Here is a 17891-nt window from a genome sequence, read left to right on the forward strand (position 1 = left end):
TCGCGGAGAACCGGCCCCGGCCGGGGAGCGACGCGCCGTGGGACCGCGCGCGGGTGCTGCGGCCGGCCAGCAGGGGACAGCGACCCCGGCCGCGACCGGGGCAGGAGGTGGGGCGGCCGGCCGCCGGGGACGCCCGGGGCCGGCCGCCGCACCCGCCGCAGGACCGGCGCACCCCGCCCACCGTCCCCGCGCCGCTGTGCACGTCCCTGTGCGCTCCGGCCAGCATCATTACGCACCGTGATCATCGTCGCCGTCCCCGCGCCGACCCTCGCGACACCCCCGCGCGGCGGGCCCGACCCGGGCCGGCCATCGGCCCGGCCGGAAACGGCCTGTACCGAATCATGCCGAATCGGTTGCAGAGCAAGCCCTTCGTCCAGGACGATGCTGCGTGGAAGGGGTTCTCCCGGTGGCCGACGGGCTACCTGTGGTCCCGTCCCGGTGCCGCCGCGACCCACGGTGGCAACGGTTATCACCTCACGCTCCGTGAGCGATGGTCCGATGCCGGCCTGCGCGCCGGACCGCCGCCACGGCACTGTGCGCCCGCGCTCGCCGGCCCATCCCCGCCGGAGCGGTGGCGTACGGCCCGTCAAGCCAACCGTCCGGACGGCGCTCCTCCCCCGGCGCCGTCACCCAGCACCGGCGCGGCCCTGACGCCGAGTGCTGAGCGACAAAGGGCCCCGTTCCCCCGCGGGGCCCTTTGCCCTGTCCGGGACCGGACGGCTGCCCCGGCCGGCTACTCCGGCCGGCGGCTCCAGACGCCGGGGTCCACCGGCCCGTCGTCCTCCGGGCGCCGCGCGGCGGACCACTGCGTGTCGCCCGAGCCGATCACCTCCGAGACGACCGGTGTGCCGTCGGGGAAGTCGGGCAGGTCCCGCCCGGACTGCGCCGGCACCTTCGCCGACGGAGCCTGCGTCCGGCCGTCGCGGGCCGCCAGCAACGGCGGCACCACCAGCGCGCCGACCGCCGCCCAGACGAGGTTGGCCACCAGCAGCGTCCACGGCACCAGGGAGAGCGCGGTCTCGAACTCGGCGTCCTCGCCGAGGCCGAGGCTGCGGGCGGTGGCCCTCGACGAGCTCAGCATCCCGGACACCACCGTCAGCAGGCTGAGCCCCACCCCGTACACCAGCGCCAGCCGGAGCCGGTCCGCGGCGTCCAGCCGCCGCCGGTACGCCGTCCAGCCGAGCACCGCGGCGGCGGCCAGCGCGAGCAGCCCGGTCCAGCGCCAGTCGCCGCTCGCACCGTGCAGGTCGAAGAAGGAGTACTCGTCGATGTCACCGCGGTCCGGGTACCAGTCCGACTCGCCGACGTCCGGCACCACGCTGCTGGTCCGGAAGGTCGCCCCGGAGCCCAGCCCGAGCAGCATCAGGCCGACGTTGGGCAGGAAGGCCGTCGCGGTGGCGGTCGGTTCGCCGCCGACGCCCTCGTCCCCGCTCAGCACCGCGACCACCACGAGACCGACCACCGACGCCAGGCCGACCGAGACCGCCAGCGCGCGGCCGGCCGCCAGCCCGGCGACCGCCCAGCCGCGCACGGCCCGGTTGCGCCAGGCCGCCCAGCGCAGCGCGTCCGTGCCGTACACCGCGAAGGCGAGCAGCCCGGCGAGCAGCGCCGTCCAGCCGGCCGCCTCGACCCAGCCGGCCGAGGACTCGTAGGTGACCCGCCCGAGCGTCCCGGAGTCCACGTCCACGTCGAAACGGCCGCCCGGTTGCCAGGTGGCGCCGCCGACCAGGCCGAGCAGCGCCGTCACCGCGGCCGCGACCACGGCCGTGCGCACGGCCTCGCCGGTCGCCTGCCGGCGGGTCTGCTGCTCGCCGGTGCGCTCCTGCCCGCGGCGCGCTCCGATCCGCAGGCCGAGCCAGAGCGCGAGCAGCCACAGCCCGGTGACGGTCAGCGGGACCGCGCGCACCAGCACCGCGCTGCCCCGCACGAGTCCGACCGGGCCGCCGGGGCTTGCGTCCAGGCGGAACGGTGCGCCGAGCGCGCCGAGGACGATCGCCAGCGCGGTGCCGAAGCGCGTGCCGTAGGAGGGGTGGTCGAGGACGGCCGTGTAGGGGAAGAACTCCCCCGGGATCGCGACCACCAGCGCGGCCAGCAGCAGCACGGCGGTGGGCGCGACGACCGCGCGCAGCGCCGGGCGCCAGTCGGCACCGGCCAGCCAGAGGAGCACGGCGGGCCGGTTCGCGGCCGGGTCGTACCGCCGGCCTGCGCCCCAGGGCCCCCCGGCTCCCGCCCCCGGCGTCCCCGGGAACGGCGGCACGGCGGGCGGCGCGGGCGACGGCGCTGACGACGGGGGTGGGGGCGGCGGCAGGGCGGGTGGCGGCACCAACGGCCGCCCGCAGGACGCGCAGGCGAGCGCTCCCGGTGCCGACGCCGCGCCGCAGGATGCGCAGATGGCCATGGACCGCGTCCCCCCGTCCGAACGAACGATCTCCTGGTCCCCCAGGGCGCCCCTTTCTCCCATCGGGTACGGACGGCTGTCAACCGCTCACGCGCCGCCGGGCGCTCTCGGGACACACCCGGGACATTCCCGGATCCGGGCGGCGGCCCGGGCGGCGCGGGGTCAGACCTGCTTCTTCGGCACCTCCGGCACCGCCAGCAGCGGCAGCCGCAGCGCGCCGAACGCGTCGGCCGGCACCGCCGGGGCGGCGGGCGGGACCGGGGCGACCCGGCGGTACTGCTCGCCGGGCGCCGGGCGGGTGTCCGGCTCGCCCTTGTTGGGCCACATCGACATGGCCCGCTCGGCCTGCGCCGTGATGGTCAGCGAGGGGTTGACGCCGAGGTTGGCGGAGACCGCCGCACCGTCCACCACACTGATCCCGGGGTGTCCGTGGAGCCGGTGGTAGGGGTCGACCACGCCGGTCAGCGGGGAGTCGCCGATCGGGCAGCCGCCCAGGAAGTGCGCGGTCATCGGGATGTCGAAGATCTCGCCGACGCTGCCGCCGGGGAAGCCGTTGATCTCGTCGGCGAGCGCCCGGGCGCCGCGCTCGGCGGCCGGGATCCAGGTCGGGTTGGGGGCGCCGTGGCCCTGGCTGGAGGTCAGCGCTCCCTTGCCGAGGCCCTTCTCCTTCAGCGAGACGGTGATCGAGTTGTCCAGCGACTGCATCACCAGGCCGATGATCGTCTTCTCGGACCAGCGGTACTGGTTCATCGAGCGGGCGAAGGTCACCGGGTGCTTGACCGAGTTGCCGAGGTAGCGCAGCCAGCGCGGGACCCGTCCGCCGCCCCGCACCTGGGCGATCGACAGCGCGCCCATCGCGTTGGAGCCCTTGCCGTAGCGGACCGGCTCGATGTGGGTGTTCTCGTCCGGGTGGATCGAGGAGGTGATCGCCACGCCCTTGGTGAAGTCCGCGCGGGCGCCGTACCGCCGGTCGGTGGTCTGCGCGCCCACCAGCGCCTCGGAGTTGGTCCGGGTCAGCTCGCCGAGCCGGGCGGAGATCCGGGGCAGGTGGCCGGCCGCGCGCATCCGGTGCAGCAGCGTCTGGGTGCCGTAGGTGCCGGCCGCGACCACCACCCGGGCGGCGGTGATGGTCCGCGCCCCGGCCTTGACCGGGTCGGTGGCGGAGCGGCCGTCGGTGCGCCGGACGTCCACCGCGAAGCCGCCGTCCCGCTCGCGGATCCGGGCCACCGTGGTGAGCGGGTGGATCTCGGCGCCGCCCCGCTCGGCCAGGTACAGGTAGTTCTCGGTGAGCATGTTCTTGGCGCCGTGCCGGCAGCCGGTCATGCACTCGCCGCACTCGACGCAGGCCCGGCGGGCCGGGCCGGCGCCGCCGAAGTACGGGTCCGCCACCTCGGCGCCGGGCGCCGCCTTCGCCGTGCCGTCGCCGTCCTCGCCGTCGCCGAAGAAGACCCCGACCGGCGCCATGTGGAACGTGTCGCCGACGCCCATCCGCTCGGCGGCGGCCCGCAGGTGGACGTCGGACGGGGTGACGGTCGGGTTGAGCCGCACCCCGAGCATCCGCCGCGCCTGGTCGTAGAACGGCGCCAGCTCCTCCTGCCAGTCGGTGATGCGGCTCCACTGGCGGTCCTCGAAGAACGCCTTCGGCGGCACGTACAGGGTGTTGGCGTAGTTCAGCGAGCCGCCGCCGACCCCCGCGCCGGCCAGGATCATCACATTGGCCAGCAGGTGGATGCGCTGGATGCCGTAGAGGCCGAGCTTCGGCGCCCACAGGTAGTTGGCCACGTCCCACGAGTTCCTGGGCAGTTCGTCGCGGTCGAAGCGGCGCCCGGCCTCCAGGACCGCGACCCGGTAGCCCTTCTCGGTCAGCCGCAGCGCCGAGACCGAACCGCCGAAACCGGAGCCGACCACCACCACGTCGTAGTCGAACTCCCGCTCCTCAGCCGAACCCACCATCTGCCACTGCTCCTTCGGAAGTCGTCCACGAAACGGGGGTACCGGCTGCCGCCGGGCGGGCTACCTGACGCGCAGGGCCTTCAGCATCCGCAGCCCGGCGGTCATCATCGCCGCGTACTGCCGGTCGTCCTGGCCGAGCGCCGGCGCGAGCGGCAGCAGCCGCTGGCTCGCGATCGTCTGCGCCTCGGTGAACCGCAGGATGCCCTCGGCGCCGTGCCGCCGGCCGAGCCCGGAGTCGCCCATGCCGCCCATCGGCGAGCCGGCCGAGCCGTACGCCGCGCCGTAGGCCTCGTTGACGTTGACCGTGCCGGTGCGCAGCCGCGCCGCGACCGCCCGGCCGCGCCGGACGTCCCCGGTCCAGACGCTGGAGTTGAGGCCGTACGGGGTGGAGTTGGCGGCGGCGACCGCCTCCTCCTCGGTGTCGAAGCGGTAGACCGAGACCACCGGTCCGAAGGTCTCCTCGCCGCACACCGCCATGTCCGGGGTGACGCCGTCCAGGATGGTCGGCTCGAAGAAGAACGGGCCGAGGTCCGGCCGGGCCCTGCCGCCGGCCAGCACGGTGGCACCGGCCTCGACCGCCTCCTCGACGTGCCGGGTGGTGGCCTCCAACTGCCGGGAGGAGACCAGCGAGCCCATGTCGGCCCCGTACGCGAGGCCGCCGCCGAGCCGCAGCGCGCGGGTGCGGGCGGCGAACTTCGCGAGGAACTCGTCGGCCACCGAGCGGTGCACCAGCAGCCGCTCGATCGAGATGCAGAGCTGGCCGGCCGAGGAGAAGCAGGCCCGGACGGCGCCTTCGGCGGCCCGGTCGAGGTCGGCGTCGGCGAGCACCAGCATGGCGTTCTTGCCGCCGAGTTCGAGCGAGGCGCCGACCAGCCGCCCGGCGGCGCGCCGGGCGACGTCGCGGCCGGTGCGGGTGGAGCCGGTGAACGAGACGTAGTCGCCGTGCTCGACCACGGCGGGGCCGATCACCGGGCCGTCGCCGATCACGATCTGCCACAGGTCGGCCGGCAGCCCGGCCTCGATCAGCAGCTCACGGGCCCAGAGCGCGGTCAGCGCGGTCTGCGTGTCCGGCTTGTTGACCACCGCGTTGCCGGCCACGAAGGCCGGCAGGGCGTCGCCGACCGACAGCTCCAGCGGGTAGTTCCACGGCGAGATGTGGCCGACCACGCCCTTGGGGCGGCGGGCCTCGACGGCCTGGGTGAGCAGCGGCACCGCGCCGAGGTGCCGCTTGTCGCGCAGGTACGCGGGGGCGCAGCGGCCGTAGTGACGGGCGGCGATGGCGACGGCCATGACCTCCTCGAAGGCGTGCAGCCGGGCCTTGCCGGTCTCCGCCTGGACGAGGTCGAGCACCTCCTCCTGCCGCTTGAGCAGCAGGTCGTGGAAGCGCAGCAGGACGGCGGCGCGACGGCGGACCGGCAGCGCGGCCCAGGCCGGCTGGGCGCGCCGGGCCAGCTCGAAGGCGACCTCGACGTCCGCCGGGGTGGACTGCGGCAGGCCGGCCAGCCGCTCGCCGGTCAGCGGGGCGACCGTCTCCACCACGCTGGGCTCGCCGGTGGCGGTGATCCCGGCGGCGAGGCGGGCGACCAGGGACGACGGCACGGCCGAGGCGACGGTGCGCCCGCCGCCGGGTGCGGCGGGATTGCGGCCCGGCGCGCCGGTGCCGGCGGGGTCGTTGGCCGTGGCAGCTGCTGTGAGGTCCGTCATGAGGCGCAGCCTAGGCGCTCGGCGCCCGGTTCGGTACCCGTCGGTAACAACAAACCGGACGGCCGGCGGCCCCGAGGGACCGGCTGGTCAGCCGGTCAGCGGGTCGGCGTGAAGTAGTGCAGCACCGCGTTGAAGCGCTGCTCGGCCTCGTTCCACTCGGTGCCCCGCTCCGGGCTGGACGAGTAGATCGCGTAGCTGGTGCCGTCCTTGTCGATGAACTCGGCCTCGATCGCCCGCCGGCGACCGCCCTCCTTCGCCAGGTAGCTGAACTCCCAGACCGCCGCCTCGTGGCCGTTCACCGCGACGCTGGTCAGCTTGTGCTGCTTGTAGTCCTTGAGCGAGGAGACGGTGCTCTCCATCTGCCGCATGTGCTCCAGCGGCCGGACCGACTGGCCCACGGTGACCGCGAACTGCAGGTAGTGCACCTTGTTGTCGGGGCTGTAGTAGATCTGGTTGTCGGGCGTGCTGCTGCGCTGCCAGACCGGGGTGGTCGCGGGCAGCGGGAAGCGGAAGCCGGCCGGGTCGTCCACCCAGCGGTAGCCGACGGGCGGCGCGGGCACGCCGTCGCCGGGTCCGCTCGGCTGCGGCTCGGCCACGGTCGGGGTCGGCTTGACCACGTCCGCGTCCGACCCGCCGTGCCGTCCTCTCAGGTAGAACACCCCGGCGACGACCCCGGTGGCCAGCACCGCCAGCGCGATCGCCAGGACCAGCAGCACGCGCCGGCGCCCGGCCGGCCCGCGTACCGGCGCATCGGCGTACACCGCCGGCGCGACCGGTCCGGCAGGCGCCCCTTCGACGAACTCCCGCGCCGGGTCCGCCCCGACGGACGGCGCCGCGGACGGCACCGCCGGCGGCTCCTCGGCCACGGCCGCCGCCGTCCGCGGCACGGTGACCGCCTCCGGCCCCTCGGCGGGCCGCCCGGCCACCTCGCCCGACCCGTCCGGCCGCTCCGGCTCGCCCGGCTGACCCGCGTCGCCCGACCGGTCCACCACCGGCACCGACTGGGTCGGTATCCGCACCGGCGTGACCGGCTTGAACCCGAGGGTGTGCCCGGCCTGCACCTCGGCCAGCATCCGGGCCGCCTCGTCCGCGGTCGGCCGGTCCTCCGGGTCCTTGGCCATCAGCGCGGCCAGCACCGGCCCCAGCGGCCCGGCCCGGCGCGGCTCCGGCAGCGGATCCCCGACCACCGCGGCCAGCGTGGTCAGCGGCGAGGTGCGGCGGAACGGCGAGTCGCCCTCCACCGCCGCGTACAGCGTCGCGCCGAGCCCCCACAGGTCGGAGGCCGGGCCCGGCCGCTCGCCCTGTGCCCGCTCCGGCGCCAGGTAGTCCGGCGAACCGACCAGGTCGCCCGGCCGGGTCAGCTCGGCCGAGCCCTCGTAGGTCGCGATGCCGAAGTCCAGCAGCACCGCCCGCCCGGTCCCGTGCTCCAGCAGCACATTGGCCGGCTTCACGTCCCGGTGCAGCACACCCAGCTGGTGGCCCCGGTGCAGCGCGGCCAGCACCTGGCCGCCCACCTCGGCGGCGGCGCGCGGCGGCAGCGTGCCGTCCTGGCTGATCACATCGGCCAGCGAGCGGCCGTCGACCAGCTCCATGACGATCCACGGCCGGCCGTCCTGCTCCAGCACGTCGTGCACGGTGATCACGCCGGGGTGCTTGATCCGGGCGGCCGCGGCGGCCTCCCGCTTCATCCGGGCGTGCAGGATCTGCAGCTCCTCCTCGGGGAGGTGGTTGACGGTCAGCTCCTTGACCGCGACCTCACGGTCCAGCATCCGGTCCCGGGCCCGCCACACGGTGCCCATCCCGCCGCGGCCCAGCCGCTCGCCCAACTCGTAGCGCCCGGCCAGCAGCCGCTCCGCCTCGGCCGACTCCGGCCGGTCCTGCGCGCCCATCCGCGACCGCTCCCCCTCATCCACCTGCCGTCACCGCGACGGAGGGCCCGGCGCAGACCACTCGGTGCAGACCGCTGAATCGAACAAATCCCACGGACACATTAGGCGCCCCGGTCCTCCCCCGGTAATCTCCCCCACCCGCCACCTCGGCGACCACGTTCCCACCGGCCCCGTCAGCCTGCGAACAGCACCACGGCCACCACGCCGAGCAGCAGCAGCAGGAACACCCCGCCCACCAGGACCGGGCCCAGCAGCGCCGGCGGGATCCGCGGCGGCCGGTCCGGTCCGGACGCCTCCGCCCGCGGCCGCTCGGCACCCGCCGCACCGTCACGCTTCGCCGCACCGTCGCGCTTCACCCCACCGCGCCGCCCGGGCGCGCGACGCTGCTCCGGCAGCGGCGGCGCCACCCGCTCGCCGGCCGCCGGCTCCGGCGCGCCCGCCAGCAGCTCCGCCAGCTCCAGCCGGACCTCCGCGGCCGTCGGCCGCCGCGCCGGATCGGGCTGCAGCAGCCGCTCCACCAGCGGCCCCAGCGGCCCGCACGCCTCCGACGGCACCCGCCGGCCCTCCCGCACCGCCGTCACCAGCTCCGGCACCCCGCTCTCCGGGTACGGCGCGCGACCGGTCACCATCCGGTGCAGCAGCACCCCGAGCGCCCAGCAGTCGCCGGCCGGACCGCCGTCCAACGGCCAGCGCTCCGCCACCGACCCGACCAGCTCGGCCCGCACCTCGTAGCGGCGCCGCCCGCCCGGGCCGCCCAGCTCCTCGGCCAGCACCTCCTCGGCCACCCCCGGGAGCAGTCCGCCCAGCAGCGCCGCGCCGTCCTCGCAGACCAGCACCGAACCGGCGGTCAGGTTCCCGTGCGCCAGGCCCGCGTCGTGCAGCGCCCGCAGCGCCGCGGCGAGGTCCGCGGCGACCTCCGCCGCCCGGTACGGCGGCAGCGGCCCGTCCGCGAGCAGCGCGGCCAGCGGCCGACCGGCCTGCCGCTCCTCGACGGTCCAGAGCCGGTCGCCCTCGACGAACGCCCCGGCGCCCTGCAGCAGCCGCGGATGCCGCGGTGCGGCGGCACCGACCGCCGCCACCCGGCGGACCAGCCGCTCGCCCTCGACCGGCCCGGAGCCGTCCGGCTCCTGATCGCCGATCAGCGACGCGGGAAGCTCCCACGCACGCAGCCGGACGACGTCGCCGCTCCGCTCGTCCACGGCGAACGCGCTCAGCGCCTCCGGCCGGTCCGTCAGCCGGTAACGCCCCGCCAGCACCTGCCCCGGGCCCGCTCGCATGCGTGTTCCTCTCCGCTCACCGCCAAGCCTAGGCCCAGTCCGGCCACGGAAGGCACCGCGCGGGCACCCCGGATTACCCTCGGTCCATGGACTGGACCGATCTGATCGACGCGGCCTTCGACGCGGCCGGCAGCAGCAACAACGGCACCCGGGCCGAGGCCCTGCGCACCGTCGAGGCGAACGTCGCCCCCGACGAGAAGCCGGTCGCCTCCACGGCCGGGCGCCACCCCGACCACTTCCGCAAGGGCGTCCTGGTCCTGACCACCCACCGGCTGCTCTTCCTCAAGGACGGCAAGCCCCCGGTCCCGGTTCCGCTGGAGGCGGTCACCGACGCGACCGTCACCAGGACCCGGATCAACGGCGAGGTGCTGCTGGTGGTCGCGCTGACCGGTTCGCACCGCTTCGAGGACGTGGTCAAGGCGGAGATGTTCGCCGAGCGGATCCGCACCACCGCCCTGAACGCCCGCCAGTCCTCCCGGAAGGCCCTCGACGCCCCGGCCCCCGCAGCCGCCGCCTCCGGCGCCGAGCTGCTGGAACAGCTGGAACGACTGGCCGCCCTGCGCACCGCCGGCGCCCTCACCGAGGAGGAGTTCACCCGCGCGAAGCACCGCCTGATCGGCTGACCCGCAGCCGCACGGCCATCAGCGCGGACCGATCACGACGCCGGCTGGAAGGTGTCGAAGGCGGCCTGGCGGGCCTGCACGTTCTGCGGGGCGGCCCAGTCCGCGTCCGGCGTCGTCCAGTAGATCGCGTAGCCGTACTTGGCCGGGGAGCCGGTGACGAAGCCGCGGTTCAGCGAGTGCGTGCGCGGGCTGCCGCTGGTCCACTCCCAGTCGGCCGCGTTGGTCCACTCCCGGTAGGCGACGGACTGCAGCTGCACCCGCTGGTAGTTGGTCACCTGGCCGCGCAGCCCCGGCTCGGCGTCCTGCCAGTCGGCGAGCGCGCTCGGCCCCGGGCTGGTCGTCCACTCGATCCGCAGGGTGCTGCCGTTGCCCTTGAAGGTGCGGCGGGTCGGCTCCGAGCCCGACGGCTGCAGCCAGTCGGGCAGCACGACGGAGAAGCCGGACGGGTCCTTGTACTCGTGGTAGCCGGCCGGCACCGCCGCCCCGGTCGCCGTCGGCGTGGGCGTCGGGGTCGGCGTGGGCGTCGGAGTCGGGGTCGGGGTCGGCGTGGGCGTCGGCGTGTCGCTCGGCGTCGGGTCCGCACTCGGCGTGGGGGCGGGCTCGGGCGCCGCGTCCTGCGTCGGACCGGAGCTCTCCGAAACCGTCACCGGCGCCGCGCCGCCCGGCGTGACGTCCGCCGCCACGGTGCCGCGCGCGCCGTTCGCCGAGCCCTCGTCGGAGCCGCCGAGCGCCTGCACCAGCGCGACCACGCCCGCGATCAGCAGCAGCACCACCACGACCGTCGCCACGGCCAGCCGCCGCCGACCGGTGCGCGGGTCGGCCCCGGCCGCCTGGGTCGCGCCCAGCGTCCACTCACTGGTGACCGGCCGTACCGCATCCGTGTCCGAACCCGAAGGATCCGACGGACCCGACCCGCCCGCGGCACCCGCCGCCCCCGAAGGCTCGCCGGGCACCACCGGCGCCGTCGGCTCCCCCTTCCCGGCGTCCCCGGCCCGGCTGCCCACCCGCACCGTCCCCAGCAGCCCGCCGATCGGCCGCTTCGCGCCGCCGTCCGCGACCGGCACCGCCTGCTCGGTGGTCGACTCGGCCCGCGCGGTCGCCTCGGCGACCACCCGCTTGAGCATCGCCCGGGTCTGCGAGGCGGTCAGCCGCTTCGCCGGGTCCTTGGCCAGCAGCCCCTCGATCACCGGCAGCAGCGGCCCCGCGTTCGCCGGGGCGGACAGCTCCTCCGTCATCACCGCGGTCAGGGTCGCCAGCGCCGAGCCCCGGTCGTACGGGGGCCGGCCCTCGACCATCGCGTACAGCGTGCCGCCCAGCGACCACAGGTCGGCCGGCGGTCCGGGCTTCTGCCCCTGGGCCCGCTCCGGGGATATGTACGAGGGCGCGCCGACCAGCATCCCGGTGGAGGTCACCGAGCTGTCGCCCTCCACGCTGGCGATGCCGAAGTCGGTGAGCACCACCCGGCCGTCCTCGCCGATCAGCACGTTGGACGGCTTGACGTCCCGGTGCAGGATGCCGAGCGCGTGGGCGGCGCTCAGCACGCCGAGCACGTCCAGCGCGATCTCCGCCGCCCGGGCCGGCGCCAGCGGGCCGTCCTCGCGGACCACGTCCGCCAGCGAGCGGGACTCGACCAGCTCCATGACGATCCACGGCCGGTCGTCCTCCTCGACCACGTCGAAGACGGTGACCGCCGAGTTGTGCCGGATCCGCGCCGTCGCCTTGGCCTCGCGCAGGGTGCGGACGATCAGCCGGTGCTTCTCGTCCTCGTCCACGCTGGCGTTCATCCGCAGTTCCTTGACCGCGACCGTCCGGCCCAGCATTTCGTCCTCGGCGCGCCAGACGGTGCCCATGCCGCCGCGTCCGAGGACGTCGTTCAGCCGGTAGCGTCCGGCCAGGAGGCGGCCGTTGGAACCCTGCGCCTGGGTCATTCGGAACGTTCCCCCATGTGCTGCTGGCGGTCGTGGTGACGGCGTGTCGGACCGGCGTCGGGCCCGAGCGCCCAAGCCTCCATCATCCCCTGTCACGCGCGCCCCCGACCACCCGGCCCCCGGCCACCCTGGCGCGCGCCCGGGTCGGGGCGGCGCTCCGTGCCCGATCCGTGATCGAAAACTCTGTCGACCCCGGTCCGGGCCCTGCTACCGTTCGGCAGCTCACCGTCTTTCCGGGGGGAACACGACGTCCATGACCGCATCCGAACCGGGCGCTGACGGCCAGTCGGTCCGGCCGCCCACGGCCCCGCACTTCTCGGTCGCACCGGAACCGGAGACCCCCGAGGGCTACGTGGCCCCCGGGATGCCCGGCGCCCCGGTGGCCGGTTACCGCCCCGTCGAACCGGCCGACCCGGCCGGGACCGGTGCGGCCGACGGCACCGGCGGCGCCCCGGAACGCCGTCGCCGCCGGCACCGGACGGGCCCGGCCGTCGCGCTGGCCGTCCTCGCGATGCTGGCCGGCGCCGCGGCGTTCGGCTGCGCCCCGGCCCGCGCGGAGGCCACCGTCGGCTGGCTGGCCATCGCCCCCGCGGCGGCGGTCGCCTGGCCGCTGGGCCGGCTCGGCGGCCCGGGCCGGATGCTGCCGCCGCTGGGCGCGTTGCTGGCGTCCGGCGCGCTGTTCCTCGGCCAGCTACTCGGGCAGACCCGCCGGCTGCACGAGCTGGCGGGCACCGGCTACGGCGAGCTGCTGCGCGACGCCCTCCCGCTCTGGCGCGACGGCCGCCGCCCGCTGGACCTGGTTTTCTTCGGCATCGCCGTGATCGGCGGCTTCCTGCTCACCCGCCGCGCCGCCACCCGCCAGTGAACCCGCGCCGACACGGCGCGGGGCCCCCGGCGCGGTGCGCGACGGGGGCCCCGGGAGAACGGGCTCAGCGGTGGTTGAGCGCCGGGTTGACGGTCACCTCGACCCGCTGGAACTCCTTGAGCTCGGTGTACCCGGTGGTCGCCATCGCCCGGCGCAGCGCGCCGAACAGGTTCATGGTGCCGTCCGGGGTGTGCGACGGGCCGGTGAGGATCTCCTCGGTGCTGCCGACGGTGCCGAGGTCGACCCGCTTGCCGCGCGGCAGCTCCTCGTGGACGGCCTCCATGCCCCAGTGGTAGCCCTTGCCGGGCGCGTCGGTGGCGCGGGCCAGCGCGGCACCGATCATCACCGCGTCGGCGCCGCAGGCGACCGCCTTCGGGATGTCGCCGCTGTAGCCGACGCCGCCGTCCGCGATGACGTGCACGTAGCGGCCGCCGGACTCGTCCATGTAGTCGCGGCGCGCGGCGGCGACGTCGGCGACGGCGGTGGCCATCGGCACCTGGATGCCGAGCACGTTGCGGGTGGTGTGCGCGGCGCCGCCGCCGAAGCCGACCAGCACGCCGGCCGCGCCGGTGCGCATCAGGTGCAGCGCGGCGGTGTAGGTCGCGCAGCCGCCGACGATGACCGGGACGTCCAGCTCGTAGATGAACTGCTTCAGGTTGAGCGGCTCGGCCGCGCCGGAGACGTGCTCGGCGGAGACGGTGGTGCCGCGGATGACGAAGACGTCGACCCCGGCGTCCACGACGGCCTTGGAGAACTCGGCGGTGCGCTGCGGCGAGAGCGCGGCGGCGGTGACCACGCCGGAGTCGCGGACCTCCTGGATCCGCTGCTTGATCAGCTCGGCCTTGATCGGCTCGGCGTAGATCTCCTGCAGGCGGCGGGTCGCGGCGGACTCGTCGGTGATCGCGGCGATCTCGTCGAGCAGCGGCTGCGGGTCCTCGTAGCGGGTCCAGAGGCCTTCCAGGTTCAGCACGCCGAGGCCGCCGAGGCGGCCGATGGCGATGGCCTGCTGCGGGGAGACCACGCTGTCCATGGGCGCGGCCAGGAACGGCAGCTCGAAGCGGTAGGCGTCGATCTGCCAGGCGATCGAGACCTCCTTCGGGTCACGCGTACGGCGGCTGGGGACGACGGCGATGTCGTCGAAGGAGTACGCCCGACGGCCGCGCTTGCCTCGCCCGATCTCGATCTCAGTCACTTCGAGCCCTTCTGGTGGTGTTGCTCATGCCCGCCGGGTCACCCCGGCCGCCCCCCAGTATCCCGCACCCGTCCGCCCTCGCACGGCCCCGCCCGGCCCCCGGTCCCCCGGCAGACGGTCTCCGGACAGCCCGCGGGGCCCGCCACCCCTCGGTGGCGGGCCCCGCGGCCGGGTGCCCCGCTCAGCGGCGGGCGCTGTAGTTCGGCGCCTCGACGGTCATCTGGATGTCGTGCGGGTGGCTCTCCTTGAGGCCCGCCGAGGTGATCCGGACGAACCGGCCCTTGCTCTCCATCTCGGCGACGTTGGCGGCGCCCACGTAGCCCATGGTCTGGCGCAGACCGCCGACCAGCTGGTGCAGCACCGCGCCGAGCGGGCCGCGGTAGGGCACCTGGCCCTCGATGCCCTCGGGGACGAGCTTGTCGTCCGAGGCCACCTCGGCCTGGAAGTAGCGGTCCTTGGAGTAGGAGCGGCCCTGGCCGCGGGACTGCATCGCGCCCAGCGAACCCATGCCGCGGTAGGACTTGTACTGCTTGCCGTTGATGAACAGCAGCTCGCCCGGGGACTCCTCGCAGCCGGCCAGCAGCGAGCCCAGCATCACGGTGTCGGCGCCGGCGGCCAGCGCCTTGCCGATGTCGCCGGAGTACTGCAGGCCGCCGTCGCCGATGACCGGCACGCCGGCCGCCTGGCAGGCCAGCGCGGCCTCGTAGATCGCGGTGACCTGCGGGACGCCGATGCCGGCGACCACGCGGGTGGTGCAGATGGAGCCCGGGCCGACGCCGACCTTGACGCCGTCCACGCCGGCGTCGATCAGCGCCTGGGCGCCGTCGCGGGTGGCGACGTTGCCGCCGACCACGTCGACCTTGACGGCCGACTTGATCTTCGCGATCCAGGCCAGCGCGTTGTGGCTGTGGCCGTGCGAGGTGTCGACGACCAGGAAGTCCACGCCCGCCTCGACCAGGGCCTGGGCCCGGTCGAAGGCCTCGGCGCTGGCGCCGACGGCGGCACCGACCAGCAGCCGGCCCTCGGAGTCCTTGGCGGCGTTGGGGTACTGCTCGGCCTTGACGAAGTCCTTGACCGTGATGAGGCCCTTGATCCGGCCGTCGTCGTCGACCAGCGGCAGCTTCTCGATCTTGTGGCGGCGCAGCAGCGCCATCGCGTCGACGCCGGAGATGCCGACCTTGCCGGTGATCAGCGGCATCGGGGTCATGATCTCGCGGACCTGGCGGGTGCGGTCGGTCTCGAAGGCCATGTCGCGGTTGGTGACGATGCCGAGCAGCTTGCCGCTCTCGTCGGCGATCGGCACACCGGAGATCCGGAACTTGGCACAGAGCGCGTCGGCCTCGCCCAGCGTGGTCTCCGGGCCGACCGTGATCGGGTCGGTGACCATGCCCGACTCGGAGCGCTTCACCAGGTCGACCTGGTTGGCCTGGTCCTCGACCGACAGGTTGCGGTGCAGGACGCCGACGCCGCCCTGACGGGCCATCGCGATCGCCATCCGCGACTCGGTGACCTTGTCCATCGCCGCGGAGAGCAGCGGAATGTTGACGCGCACGTTGCGGGAGACCCGCGAGGAGGTGTCGACCTCGTTCGGCAGCACCTCGGACGCCCCCGGCAGCAGCAGGACGTCGTCGTACGTGAGTCCGAGCATCGCGAACTTCTCGGGTACGCCTGCGGCGTTGTAAGACATTTCGGGGGTACCTTCCGTGGCCGGCTCGATCAGCTCGCGCCCTGCAGGTGGGGGCGCTGTCATCAGCTCACTCGCTCGGACGCCGAAAGCCCGGTGGCCGTGACCGTTGGAGGATCCTCCAGGGAAACCCCGTGCACACCGTCGAAACTTTGGCGACCCGCCCAGGCGCCGATACCCCATGGTACTGGCACCGCGAATGCGCTCTCGTGTGCCCTTGACAACACAGCCCGGCCGTGGGCCATTCCGCCCCTACGAGGACTCCTCCGCGAGCGCCCGCAGCCGGCTGAGCGCACGGTGCTGGGCGACCCGGACGGCCCCCGGGGACATGCCGAGCACCTCGCCGGTCTCCTCCGCCGAGAGCCCGGCGGCCACCCGCAGCAGCACCAGCTCGCGCTGGCGGGCCGGCAGGTTGGAGAGCAGTTCCTTCGCCCAGGCCGCGTCGCTGCTGAGCAGCGCCCGCTCCTCCGGGCCGAGCGCGTCGTCCGGCACCTCCGGCAGGTCGTCCTGCGGGATCACCGTCGAGCCGGGCCCGCGCATCGCGGCCCGCTGCAGATCGGCGATCTTGTGCGCGGCGATCCCGTAGACGAAGGCCTCGAACGGGCGCCCCTGGTCCCGGTACCGGGGCAGCGCGCAGAGCACCGCGACGCAGACCTCCTGCGCGATGTCGTCCACGTGGTGCCGGGCGCCGCCGGGCAGCCGCACCAGCCGGCCCCGGCAGTACCGCAGGGCCAGCGGGTGGACGTGGGCGAGCAGCGCGTCGATCGCCGGACCCTCGCCGCGGACGGCGGCCGCGACCAGTGCGGGGAGCGCACCGGGCCCGTCGCCCGGTTCCGCGTACCCCGGGCCGGGCCCGGGCGCGGAGGGCTCGGCCTCCACCGGGTCGGCCTCACCGGGAGCCCCGGTCACGTCGTCACGCATCGGTCCATGGTGCCTGGTCGCGCGGGAAAACGCGGCACCGCGTCCGGAGTTGTGCACCGGAACGTTATGCGGTGCCGCACCGGTCCACACCACCGGCCCCTCCTGCACCGTCCCGCCTCCCGCCCCGCCGCCCAGGGCGCTCCCGTCCGCGGCGCCGTCCGCCGAGTCTCCCGCGGCCGTGTGGTTCGCCGCAGTTCCTGCCCGCTGGTCCCCGAGGTGCTCCACTCCTCCATGGTGCAACCTCGGGACCGTAACGTCACACGCCCCCGCACGGACAATCGTGCGGAGCGTGCCGGAACCGGCGGCGCCGGCGGCGGTCAGCGGACCAGGCCCCAGCGGAAGCCCAGCGCCACCGCGTGCGCGCGGTCCGAGGCGCCGAGCTTCTTGAACAGCCGCCGGGCATGGGTCTTGACGGTGTCCTCGGAGAGGAACAGCTCGCGGCCGATCTCGGCGTTGCTGCGCCCGTGGCTCATGCCTTCGAGCACCTGGATCTCACGCGCCGTCAGGGTCGGCGCCGCGCCCATGTCCGGGCTGCGCAGCCGGCGGGGGGCGAGCCGCCAGGTCGGGTCGGCGAGCGCCTGGGTGACGGTGGCCCGCAGTTCGGCGCGCGAGGCGTCCTTGTGCAGGTACCCGCGGGCGCCGGCGGCGACCGCGAGGGCGACCCCGTCGAGGTCCTCGGCGACGGTGAGCATGATGATCCGGGCGCCCGGGTCGGCGGACAGCAGCCGCCGGACCGTCTCCACCCCGCCGAGGCCGGGCATCCGGACGTCCATCAGGACGAGGTCGGAGCGGTCGGCCACCCAGCGGCGGAGGACCTCCTCCCCGTTCGTCGCGGTGGTGACCCGGTCGACACCGGGTACGGTCGCGACCGCGCGGCGAAGCGCCTCGCGGGCGAGCGGGGAATCGTCGCAAACGAGAACGGAAGTCATGACCGTCGTCCTCCGCAGCTGATCCGCGTCACGTTGAGCCTCCTGGCTGGTACGAACCTCTTCGACACGGCCGATCGGCGTCAGACTCCGTGCTGATCGCCTGAGATTCCCCGCGATCGTTCCCGACGTCCGGCGTCCGCTAACCGCCTCCGCACTTCCAACGACCATCACTCGAATGAGTTACGGCCTTCGGGGCCATCTCCACCACTGTACGTGGCCGACCCGTTACCGATCAGCCGCATCGCGGTGCACACGCCGCACTTTTGCGCAGCTCGCGCGCGGTCGGCGTACAACCCGCACACCCGCGCGGGTCCGTGTGCGCCCGTCGGCCACCCGATTGCCACATCCGCGCCCGGCGGTCGCCGGCCCGGCAGGCATGCCCACTTTGCCCGGTTTCAGAGCTTTCGTATGGTCATTGACTGTTGTGCCACTCTGTGGGTGACTTGTCCATGGAGTTGCCGTAAGTCATATTTCCAGGTGTCCACACCGCGCCGGACGCCCGCCGTGCCGTCGCCGACGCAAGCCGCC

Annotated in this window: 12 protein-coding genes; 2 read left to right on the forward strand and 10 right to left on the reverse strand. The window is 75.0% G+C overall.

Annotation, left to right across the window (positions count from 1 at the left end):
* Positions 1-733 precede the first annotated feature (733 nt).
* The 5 genes from ACFVUH_RS06075 to ACFVUH_RS06095 form a co-directional block, all read right to left on the reverse strand.
* Positions 734-2167: a hypothetical protein gene (locus ACFVUH_RS06075; RefSeq protein WP_387911495.1), complete on the reverse strand. Its 1434-nt coding sequence runs from the start codon at positions 2165-2167 to the stop codon at positions 734-736.
* Positions 2168-2560: 393 nt separating this feature from the next.
* Complete coding sequence (locus tag ACFVUH_RS06080) at positions 2561-4351, reverse strand: GMC oxidoreductase (protein ID WP_387911497.1); 1791 nt, start codon at positions 4349-4351, stop codon at positions 2561-2563.
* 60 nt (positions 4352-4411) lie between these two features.
* On the reverse strand, positions 4412-6055 hold the full coding sequence (locus ACFVUH_RS06085; protein ID WP_387911499.1) for a succinic semialdehyde dehydrogenase: 1644 nt from the start codon (positions 6053-6055) through the stop codon (positions 4412-4414).
* 95 nt (positions 6056-6150) lie between these two features.
* The gene (locus ACFVUH_RS06090; protein WP_387911501.1) at positions 6151-7944 is read right to left on the reverse strand and encodes a protein kinase; all 1794 of its coding nucleotides are present in this window, start codon (positions 7942-7944) and stop codon (positions 6151-6153) included.
* 173 nt (positions 7945-8117) lie between these two features.
* Complete coding sequence (locus ACFVUH_RS06095; RefSeq protein ID WP_387911502.1) at positions 8118-9221, reverse strand: protein kinase; 1104 nt, start codon at positions 9219-9221, stop codon at positions 8118-8120.
* 86 nt (positions 9222-9307) lie between these two features.
* On the opposite strand from ACFVUH_RS06095, the gene ACFVUH_RS06100 reads away from it, so the two are divergent.
* Positions 9308-9844: an SHOCT domain-containing protein gene (locus ACFVUH_RS06100; RefSeq protein WP_387911504.1), complete on the forward strand. Its 537-nt coding sequence runs from the start codon at positions 9308-9310 to the stop codon at positions 9842-9844.
* Between the two features lie 32 nt (positions 9845-9876).
* On the opposite strand, the gene ACFVUH_RS06105 is transcribed toward ACFVUH_RS06100, so the two are convergent.
* Entirely contained in the window at positions 9877-11772 is a 1896-nt protein-coding gene (locus ACFVUH_RS06105; RefSeq protein ID WP_387911506.1) for a serine/threonine-protein kinase, read from the reverse strand.
* A 253-nt stretch (positions 11773-12025) separates the two neighbouring features.
* Between ACFVUH_RS06105 and ACFVUH_RS06110 the strand changes: the two genes are divergently transcribed.
* Positions 12026-12637 carry a hypothetical protein gene (locus ACFVUH_RS06110; protein ID WP_387911508.1) on the forward strand — a complete coding sequence of 204 codons (612 nt, stop codon included), beginning with the start codon at positions 12026-12028 and terminating at the stop codon, positions 12635-12637.
* Between the two features lie 64 nt (positions 12638-12701).
* On the opposite strand, the gene ACFVUH_RS06115 is transcribed toward ACFVUH_RS06110, so the two are convergent.
* The 4 genes from ACFVUH_RS06115 to ACFVUH_RS06130 all read right to left on the reverse strand — a co-directional run bounded on the left by ACFVUH_RS06115 (position 12702) and on the right by ACFVUH_RS06130 (position 17363).
* The gene (locus tag ACFVUH_RS06115) at positions 12702-13829 is read right to left on the reverse strand and encodes a GuaB3 family IMP dehydrogenase-related protein (protein WP_355358463.1); all 1128 of its coding nucleotides are present in this window, start codon (positions 13827-13829) and stop codon (positions 12702-12704) included.
* Positions 13830-14010: 181 nt separating this feature from the next.
* Positions 14011-15516, reverse strand: coding sequence for an IMP dehydrogenase (guaB, locus tag ACFVUH_RS06120; protein WP_355358460.1), 1506 nt, complete (start codon positions 15514-15516; stop codon positions 14011-14013).
* A gap of 249 nt (positions 15517-15765) precedes the next feature.
* Positions 15766-16434 (reverse strand): RNA polymerase sigma factor ShbA, encoded by a 669-nt coding sequence (gene shbA / locus ACFVUH_RS06125; RefSeq protein ID WP_355358457.1) that lies wholly within the window; start codon positions 16432-16434, stop codon positions 15766-15768.
* Between the two features lie 317 nt (positions 16435-16751).
* The gene (locus tag ACFVUH_RS06130; protein WP_014136228.1) at positions 16752-17363 is read right to left on the reverse strand and encodes a response regulator transcription factor; all 612 of its coding nucleotides are present in this window, start codon (positions 17361-17363) and stop codon (positions 16752-16754) included.
* Positions 17364-17891 lie beyond the last annotated feature (528 nt).

This window comes from Kitasatospora sp. NPDC058032 (assembly GCF_042885845.1).
Lineage (GTDB): Bacteria > Actinomycetota > Actinomycetes > Streptomycetales > Streptomycetaceae > Kitasatospora.